This is a genomic window from Deltaproteobacteria bacterium, from assembly GCA_005879795.1.
In the GTDB taxonomy this organism is placed as follows: domain Bacteria; phylum Desulfobacterota; class Binatia; order DP-6; family DP-6; genus DP-6.
The window spans coordinates 1-8,229 of the sequence record VBKJ01000032.1; the positions used below are offsets into that span (position 1 = coordinate 1).

7 protein-coding genes and 1 pseudogene are annotated in these 8,229 nt (G+C 67.3%); 7 read left to right on the top strand and 1 reads right to left on the bottom strand.

What is annotated here, in order from left to right; translation table 11 throughout:
- Positions 1 to 670 precede the first annotated feature (670 nt).
- From E6J59_01270 to E6J59_01290, 5 genes are all read left to right on the top strand, one after another.
- Positions 671 to 1,075 (top strand): hypothetical protein, encoded by a 405-nt coding sequence (locus E6J59_01270; protein TMB23755.1) that lies wholly within the window; start codon positions 671 to 673, stop codon positions 1,073 to 1,075.
- Positions 1,076 to 1,120: 45 nt separating this feature from the next.
- Positions 1,121 to 1,954, top strand: a complete 834-nt coding sequence (locus E6J59_01275) for an alpha/beta hydrolase (protein TMB23756.1) — start codon at positions 1,121 to 1,123, stop codon at positions 1,952 to 1,954.
- A 73-nt stretch (positions 1,955 to 2,027) separates the two neighbouring features.
- On the top strand, positions 2,028 to 2,942 hold the full coding sequence (locus E6J59_01280) for a pirin family protein (protein TMB23757.1): 915 nt from the start codon (positions 2,028 to 2,030) through the stop codon (positions 2,940 to 2,942).
- 97 nt (positions 2,943 to 3,039) lie between these two features.
- Complete coding sequence (locus E6J59_01285; GenBank protein TMB23758.1) at positions 3,040 to 3,279, top strand: hypothetical protein; 240 nt, start codon at positions 3,040 to 3,042, stop codon at positions 3,277 to 3,279.
- The gene (locus E6J59_01290) at positions 3,276 to 3,662 is read left to right on the top strand and encodes a type II toxin-antitoxin system VapC family toxin (GenBank protein TMB23759.1); all 387 of its coding nucleotides are present in this window, start codon (positions 3,276 to 3,278) and stop codon (positions 3,660 to 3,662) included. Before E6J59_01285 ends, E6J59_01290 begins: the two co-directional genes overlap by 4 nt.
- A 36-nt stretch (positions 3,663 to 3,698) precedes the next feature.
- On the opposite strand, the gene E6J59_01295 is transcribed toward E6J59_01290, so the two are convergent.
- Positions 3,699 to 5,909 (bottom strand): hypothetical protein, encoded by a 2,211-nt coding sequence (locus tag E6J59_01295; protein TMB23760.1) that lies wholly within the window; start codon positions 5,907 to 5,909, stop codon positions 3,699 to 3,701.
- A 552-nt stretch (positions 5,910 to 6,461) separates the two neighbouring features.
- Between E6J59_01295 and E6J59_01300 the strand changes: the two genes are divergently transcribed.
- Positions 6,462 to 7,580 (top strand): PaaI family thioesterase, encoded by a 1,119-nt coding sequence (locus tag E6J59_01300; GenBank protein ID TMB23761.1) that lies wholly within the window; start codon positions 6,462 to 6,464, stop codon positions 7,578 to 7,580.
- 102 nt (positions 7,581 to 7,682) lie between these two features.
- Positions 7,683 to 8,043 (top strand): annotated as a pseudogene (locus E6J59_01305) (DUF2238 domain-containing protein).
- Positions 8,044 to 8,229: the final 186 nt, after the last annotated feature.

Below are 8,229 nucleotides of genomic sequence, written 5' to 3' on the forward strand. Positions count from 1 at the left end.
AGAGCGGCCCCGACAGGACCGCATCCGCGGGGCAACTCGTCGCGGCGTGAGCCGGCAGCGCTCCCGAGGCCAGGGCCAGGATGGTCAGCGAGCAGATTCTCTTCATCGTTCCGGTCATCCTTTCAGGCGGCGATGAAGCCGCAACGGGGGAGATTACACGAATCGAGGCCTAAAACTCGACCGGCAGCCCCTGGGCGGGCGCGCCCTCAGGCTCTATTGAAGGCGGTGCAGGAGGTCCCCGTTGCCAGGCACGCGCAGTGCCCGGTGGGGTCGCACAGCCCGTCGCAGCAGTCGGCGGCGACGCCGCATCGGGTGCCCGCCAGACCGCACGCGGGTCCCTCGCAGAGACAGAAGCCGTTGGACGTGTCGAGGTGACAGGCGGTCGCGCCGAGGGGGCAGCCTCCCCCGCACGTGCCGGGCGCGGAGCTGCAGCCGGGACCAGGCCCGCGAAGTCTCCCGCCGCCGTAGCGCGGCTGTCAAGGGATTTGTCAACGAGATTCTTCCCCGGTGCGGCACGTGTCGCAGCCGGTGTGGGAAGCGCTCCTCTGCCGACGGATCGGCACGGGTGCCGAACGACCGGCACGTCGTCCCTCGGATATTCCGCCTGCGCCCTCTGCGGGACGGCACGGTAGTTGCGAAAAGCGACCGGTGGAACCACGGAGGTCGGACGATGCAGCTTCTAGAGGCCGAGCTCGCGCCAGAGAGCATCCTACCTGAGCAGCTCGATGACAGGCCCTTCGGCGGGGCCCGGACTCAGCCCGAGAAGCGCCTACAGGTCGCGGTCCTGGCGGATGCTCTCCTGACCTTCCGACGGTGGGCGGGCGTCGAGCACCCGCGAGCCCGGCGTCTCTTCGCGGACGTGGACGCCTGGTTCGCGTCCGACGACGCCAACGGGCCCTTCACGTTCGTCACCATCTGCGACTCGCTGGGCTTCGATCCGGCATACGTCCGGCGCGGCCTCCGGCAGTCGCGCGCCTGCGTGGAAGCCACGGCCGAGCGAAAGTGGTATGTACGCCGTGACGGCAGCGGGTCCCGGCATCAGGTGCTTCTCCCGCGACTCGGGCGAGTGGCGTAGTCCCCCGGCAGCCGGATCCACACGACGAACAGAAGGAGGAGCGTGATGAGCAGTATCGCTGTCGGTCGGGAAAACTCCACGCCCATCGACCTCTACTACAAGGACTGGGGAACGGGACAGCCCGTCGTCTTCAGTCACGGCTGGCCGCTGACTGCGGATGCCTGGGAAGACCAGATGGTGTTTCTGGCCTCGCGTGGATACCGCTGCATCGCCCATGACCGTCGCGGCCACGGCCGCTCCAGCCAGCCCTGGAGTGGCAACGACATGGATACCTACGCTGACGACCTCGTGGCGCTCGTCGAAGCGCTCGACCTGAAAAACGCGATCCATGTCGGTCACTCGACGGGCGGCGGCGAGGTCGCCCGCTACATCGGCCGCCACGGCACGAAGCGCGTCGCCAAGGCTGTGCTGATCGGCGCGGTGCCGCCGCTGATGCTCAAGACGGCGGCCAATCCCGGCGGCTTGCCGATGGAGGCGTTCGACCAGATACGCGCCGCCGTCCTCGCCGATCGCTCGCAGTTCTTCAAGGATCTCAGTGCGCCGTTCTACGGCGCCAACCGCCCGGGCGCCAAGGTCTCGCAAGGCTTACGGGACTCGTTCTGGCTCCAAGGCATGCAGGCCGGTTTCAACGCTGCCTTCGACTGCATCGAGGCCTTCTCCGAGACGGACTTCACCCAGGACCTCGAGCAGTTCGACGTGCCGACCCTCATCATCCATGGCGACGACGACCAGATCGTCCCGATCGGCGCCTCCGCCCTGCTTTCCTCCAAGCTGATCAAGAACGCACGTCTCGAGGTTTACAAGGGCGCGCCGCACGGCCTGTGCTCGACCCACAAGGACCAGGTCAACGCCGACCTGCTCTCATTCTTCGGCGCCTGAGTCGGGCGCGATCAGACCGTGACGCTCGGCATCTCGCCGGCAGACAGGACCGCGCGCGGGGAGGAGACGAACGATGGCCGAGACACGTCGGGTCAAGAAGGTCTGGAAGAGCAAGCCGACCACCGAGGGCGCAGGCGTTCACCTCAGGCGGGCGTTCGGCTTCCGCGAGGTGCCGCAGCTCGACCCCTTCCTCCTCCTCGACGACTTCCGTTCAAACGAGCCGGCCGAGTATCAACGCGGCTTCCCCTGGCACCCGCATCGCGGGATGGAGACGATCACCTATGTCCTCGCGGGCGACGTGGAGCACGGTGACAGCCTCGGCAATCGGGGCGTCATCCGGGCCGGGGACGTGCAGTGGATGACCGCCGGGAGCGGCATCATCCACCAAGAAATGCCGAAGGGAGACAGCCAGGGCCGGATGTGGGGCTTCCAGCTTTGGGCGAACCTGCCCGCGAGCCACAAGATGATGGACCCGCGCTACCAGGAGGTGAAGCACGACGACATCCCGGTGGTGGAGACGGCGGACGGTGCTCGGGTGCGCGTGATCAGCGGGGAGGTGGCGGGCGTTCGGGGACCGGTCCGCGAGATCGTCACCGACCCGGAGTACCTCGATGTCTCGCTCCCTCCCGGACGCACCTTCACGCACGCGGCCAAGCCGACGCACACGGTCTTCGCCTACGTGATCGAGGGCGAAGGCTACTTCGACCCTGAACGCGACCCCTACGCACGCGAGGCGGTGGGCGAGAGCTACTTCGACATGGCCCGTCCCTGCGTGTGCGGGAACCATACGCTGGTGGTGTACGGCCCCGGAGACACGGTGGTCGTTTCGACCGAGGGGCAGCCGGTTCGCTTCCTCCTCGTCGCGGGCCGGCCGCTCAAGGAGCCGGTCGCCTGGTACGGCCCCATCGTGATGAACACGCAAGCGGAGTTGCGCAGCGCCTTCCGCGAGTACGAGCAGGGCACCTTCGTGAAGCACACGCGGCGCTAGGCCGCTCCGCGCACCCTGGTGGGATTACCTTGGGCTACCCCTCTCCCGTTGTTGACAGACATGCATATGCATGCCTACCATGTCTCGGGTGCTTGATATGCGGACAACCGTCGACATCACCCCCGAGCAGCGGGCTCGCCTGATGGAGCTAGCGGCACGGCGAGGGGAGAAGGGATTCTCGAAGCTGGTGCAGCAGGCGCTCGACGCATACCTGAGGTCGCAGGCCGGCGAGGAGGAGAAGCGGCGGCGCGCCCTGATGCTCAAGGGCGCACTCGACTCGCGTGAGGCCGAGCGGCTGCGGGCGGCAACGTGCGAGATCAGGGAGTCCTGGCGATGATGGTCGCCGACACGGACGTGCTTATCGACTATCTGCAGGGAAAAGGTCCAGCCGCAGAACGCATCGCGCTCGAGCTCGAGCACACCCAGCTCTGCACAACCGCCGTGACCCGCTTCGAGCTTCGTGCTGGTGCGCGTTCGGCGCGGCAGCAGAAGCTGGTCGTGCAGCTCCTCGAGGCTTTGCCGTGCCTGCCCCTCGACGCCGTTGGGGCAGATCGAGCCGCCGAGGTGCGACGATCCCTCGAGCAACGGGGGCGGTCGATAGGCATGGGCGACAGCCTGATCGCTGGAATCACTTTGGCGAACAAGGGCATGCTGCTGACGCGGAACAGGCAGCACTTTGCACGCGTTCCAGGTCTCGCGCTGGGAACCCTGCGAGACTGAACAGGCCTGCAAGAAGAAGCCGTAGGAGGCTATGTGTCAGCCGTCGGAGGACAGCGGAGGACAGTCGCCGCTCGCGGGGTATGGCTGCCGGACCTGATCCTGGCCCGTCTGCGGATCCGCGTAGTGCAGGCACTCGAGGTTGTTGGGATCGGCGATCGGGACCTCGAGCCACGCCGGGTTGGTGTTGACGACTTGGCCGGTGGAAAGGAACAGGCCGAGCTGCTGCTCCCCCGCCGTGCGCCCGGCGAGGCGTGGATCTGCGAGCCAGCCGTGCGGATCGAGTGAGTAGGTCGGTGTCTTGTCGTTGCGGTAGAAGACGACCCGATCGAAGAAGGCGCCGGCGCGAACGATCGTTCCCCCGGCCACATCCGTCGCGGTCCCGTCTGCGTACGCCAGCTGGTACACGAAATTCTTGGGATTGGAAGCCCACGCCGGGTCGGGTTGCAGCCGGATGCGCGGAGCGAACGTCTCCGGGCTCCCCTTTCGGTCGTACCAATTGGTGTCCGCGAACAGCTCCTGGAGGGCAGCGGCGCCGGGGTGCGTGATGACCTCCGGCGGATCAACGCGAAGCGGCAGGTCCTCGGTGAAGCCGGCGAGCCCAGGACCACCGTTGAGGAAGCTCGGCCTGGAGATCGCGAGCCTGGCGGCGAGGTCGCCGCGGAAACTCGACAGCCGCGCGATGTCGACGATGGGGCCTCCGGGCACGTTGAGCAGGCCCTGATGGAAGAGCGGGTCGGTGCCCATCAGCATCGTCCCGTAGATGCCGCCGAAGCTGAGCCCGTAGTACATGATCTGCGAAGGGTGGACGAGGTTGGTCCCGACGCCGGGGATGTCGAGGCCGGCCTGGAGGGCGCGCCCCAGGGCCATGTTGTCGACGACGGTCTGGATGAGCCCCGACGCCAGCCCGTCGATCGGCTTGCGCGAGGGCAGCACGCTCCCGTCCGGCTGAACGTGGCCCGTCGGTCCAACGCCGTCGTTGAGGCCGTCGCCGATGACACCGTCACCATCGAGGTCGCGTCCGCGTCCGCAGCTGAGGAACGTCGTGGGCGTGCCGTTGGCGGTCACCGTCGTCGTGCTCAGCGGCCCGAAGCCGTGCCCGGAGGGATCCGTGGCCAGGGTGACGATTCCGAGCGAGGCGTTGTAGTCGGCAGTGACGAAGAGGTCGTAGTCGCTGCGCGTGAACCCGGGTCCATAGATCGCCGCCGGCCAGGGTGGCGGGAAAAACGCCGGGTCGGGCGTCACGACGATGACGCCGAGCCTGTCGGCCCCGAATGGGACCGGCGTCTGGGTCGTGGGGACCGGCGGGATCTCCCCATCGGTGAAGCCGTCGGCGACGCCGTACGGATTGTCCTGCTGCCCCGATGCCGAGGCGAACTGGTATCGAGGCGACAGGAAACTGCCGAATGCGTAGTACCCCGCGCTCCCGGACGGGATCAGGTTGGGCACGGCGCTCGACTGAAAGGCCCCGGGGGCGGTCGGATCGACCTTCACCTGGTCGGTGCGCACGATGCCGTCGAACGGATCGACGAGCGACGGCTCGACGCTCGCCGCCAGGAAGACGTCGTTCACGCCGTTCTGGGTGAACGTGAGCTTGCGGCTCGCGGTCGACGTCGACGCGTCAGGAAATCCCGCTAGCACGTAGGCGTTGGCGCTGTTGGACAGGGGAAGGTCCATCGACTGGCGGATGCGCACGAGCTCGCCAGTAGCCGTTCGCGTCGTGAACCGCACCACGCACGCTCCGCCGCACGCATGGACGTGATGGCCTGCGTTGTCGAGGATGCCGTTGGTGACATGGATACGGTAGGAGGTGTCCTCGCTGAGGAAGCCATCGCTGATGCCGGCCAAGGTGTTCGTGGCCGGGTCGAAGGTGAGCTGGCGCAGGCCGCTGAAAAAGGCTCCCTTGTCTGTGCTGATGAAGAAGTCCGTTGCGTTCACAGATCCGAGGTTGATCGCGCCGGTGAACGGCACGAGCACCCGCGGCTGCAGGTCGAACCCGTCGAGCTTGTTGAGTTGGGCGAAGGCGTCGCAGATCGAGTAATCGGCGTCGGTGCACGACGGTTGCACGACGCCTCCGATGTTCGGGTAGTCGATGCCCTCGCGGAAGTTGATGCGCCGCCCCGTCAGTTGGCTTGCGTCTGCGACGGTGAAGGCGTTGTCCGGGAAGATCCGCGCTCCATAGCTGCCGCCGCGCATGACGGAAACCGTCGACCCAGCCGAGCCGGAAAAGCCCGTGAGCAGCGCGGACATCGCCGCCACGCCCGCGAGAGCAGGCGCTCGGTACCAGAGGAAGCCAAGGAAGCGATCTGACCGTCCGTGGACTCTTTCCATCCGAAGCCCTCGCTGGCTCGGCGTATAGAAAACACTGTCCCCCATCGGCGGAGTCACGAAATCGAAGTTACGCTGCGGGGGCCCGGCCAGTCCATAATGGCTCTGCGTGAGGGCTGAGGAATCAGATTGGGAGCCAGAGCAAGACAAACTCGTCATTAGAGTTCGCTAAAGAAGGTGACCTCTTCGCCGCCTGACGCAAGCAGCGGGATCTTCCCGGTGCGCGGATCGCGGAAGATTTCACCGGCCAACGCCGTGAGGCCGGGCGCGTCGTCGTGGACCTGAAGCGCAAGCTGAGTAACTTTCGGCTCGTCTCCCGAAAGTGTACCGGCCTGAGAAGCCTGAGCTAAGGGCAATCCCGGTCCGTTAAGCGCCGTCAGCGGCGACGGGGACGTTGAGCTATGCTCTTCCCGCCTCGCGAGGCGCGCGCTTGGAGTACCGCGGATCGCATGGCATGACGGAGGCAGCATTCGCATGGCGGAGGCCATCTCGGAGATCTGGGAAGAAGCGCCGCGCGGAGTCGCGGGGGACGTACGCATCCTCGCCCTCGACGGCCTCACGCGCATGCGCGCCGCCGTGGCCGGCCGCATGGCGGCTCCGCCGATCAACCGCCTGACCGGGCTGATGCCGATCGAAGCACACCCCGGCTCCGCCACGTTTCGCGTGCCGGCGACACCGTGGCTCGCAACGCCTGCGGGATTCTTCGGCGCAGGCTCGATGGCGCTGGCCGCGGATGCCGCGCTGGCGAGCGCCATCATGACGACGCAGGCTGCTGGCTGGACGCTCACCACGTCCGACCTGAGCCTCAACTTCCTCCGACCTGTGTGCGTGAGAAGCGGCGCGATCGTGGCGCGCGCTCGAATCATGTACGCGCGACGATCGCTCGGCCTGGCAGAAGCGCTGGTCGAAGATGGCCACGGCCGCGTCCTTGGACACGCGACCACGCGCTGCTTTCTCTTGGACACGGGGGTCCGCGATGGAGGAGCGGGAGCGACGGACGCCCAGCCGCTTGCGACGGGAGCGGAGGAGCTCAGCGCGGATCCCTACCTTCGTCCCGTGCGCGGAGCCGCGGTACCCGACGCCGTCTGGAACGAGCGATCAGGGCTCGAGGTGATCCAGGGCATCCTGAGCGGTGAGCTTCCTGCACCACCGGTATCGCGACTCTTCGGGTTGCGCCTCGTTGGCGCCGAGGCCGGTCGCATGCAGACCGAGTTCCCCGCGACGGGCTGGCTCGCCGGCCCTGGAGGTGCCGCATATGGCGGAGCGCTCGCGCACCACGTCGACCTCGCGCTGTCGCTCGCGGTGCAGACGACCTTGCCGCCGGCCACCGTCTACTCGCCGCTCGACCTCAAGGTGGACTTCCTGCGACCGATCGTCCCCGACGGCAGTACCGTGCACATCGACGCGCGCGTGCTGCACTCCGGACGCTCGCTCGCAGTGGCGAGCGCAGAGGCGTTCACGGCGGAGGGCAAGCGTGCCGTGGTTGCGATGGGCTCGATGCTGATCGTCCGTGGGCGCACGTGGTCACTCGATCGACCCGTCGTGCCAGAGGACGAGGCCGCGACGGGCTTCGCCGAAGACCGCGACGGCTGATCTCGTCATGCGACGACATCGAGAGCCGCTCTGCTCCTCGCGATCGCGACGGTGGCGCTCATCGTGTCGAGGATCGGCCCCGCCGACCGCGCGACGTGGCGAATGGAGGGGCCCCGAACCTGATCGCGGCGCCGCTGCTCGTCGCGCCCTACCGGTGCTTTCCGGTGACGCCGCTCGCGTACCGGCTGCTGTTCGTTCACTCACTCATCCGGATGCTGGGGGGCACTGCCCCTACGCGCAGGTGCCGGGATTCTGGGTGCGGGATCTCTTCGGCTTCGCGCGCGACCGCTACGACCGCCTCCGCCATCTCGCCCAGGGCTTCTTCCCGGCGATCATCGCGCGCGAGGTTCTGCTGCGCGGCTCGCCGCTCAGGCCGGGCAAGGGGCTCTTCGCGTGCCGCTACCGTAAAACACTTTCGGGAGAGGAGCCCAACTTTCTGGTACGCGCTGATCGCCCGCGCTAGACCACGGGGGAGCGGCCGCGCGCACGGGGAGATTGCGAACGCATCGCGAACTCCAGCAAGTCGGTCGAGAGACCTTCGATCTTGCGGGAGCTGCCCGAGCGGCGAACCGTGCATCAACAACGTCTGCTGTGTTCCTCAAACGACGTGCATCAACGACGGCTTCAATTGCGGCACCGCCTCCGACGG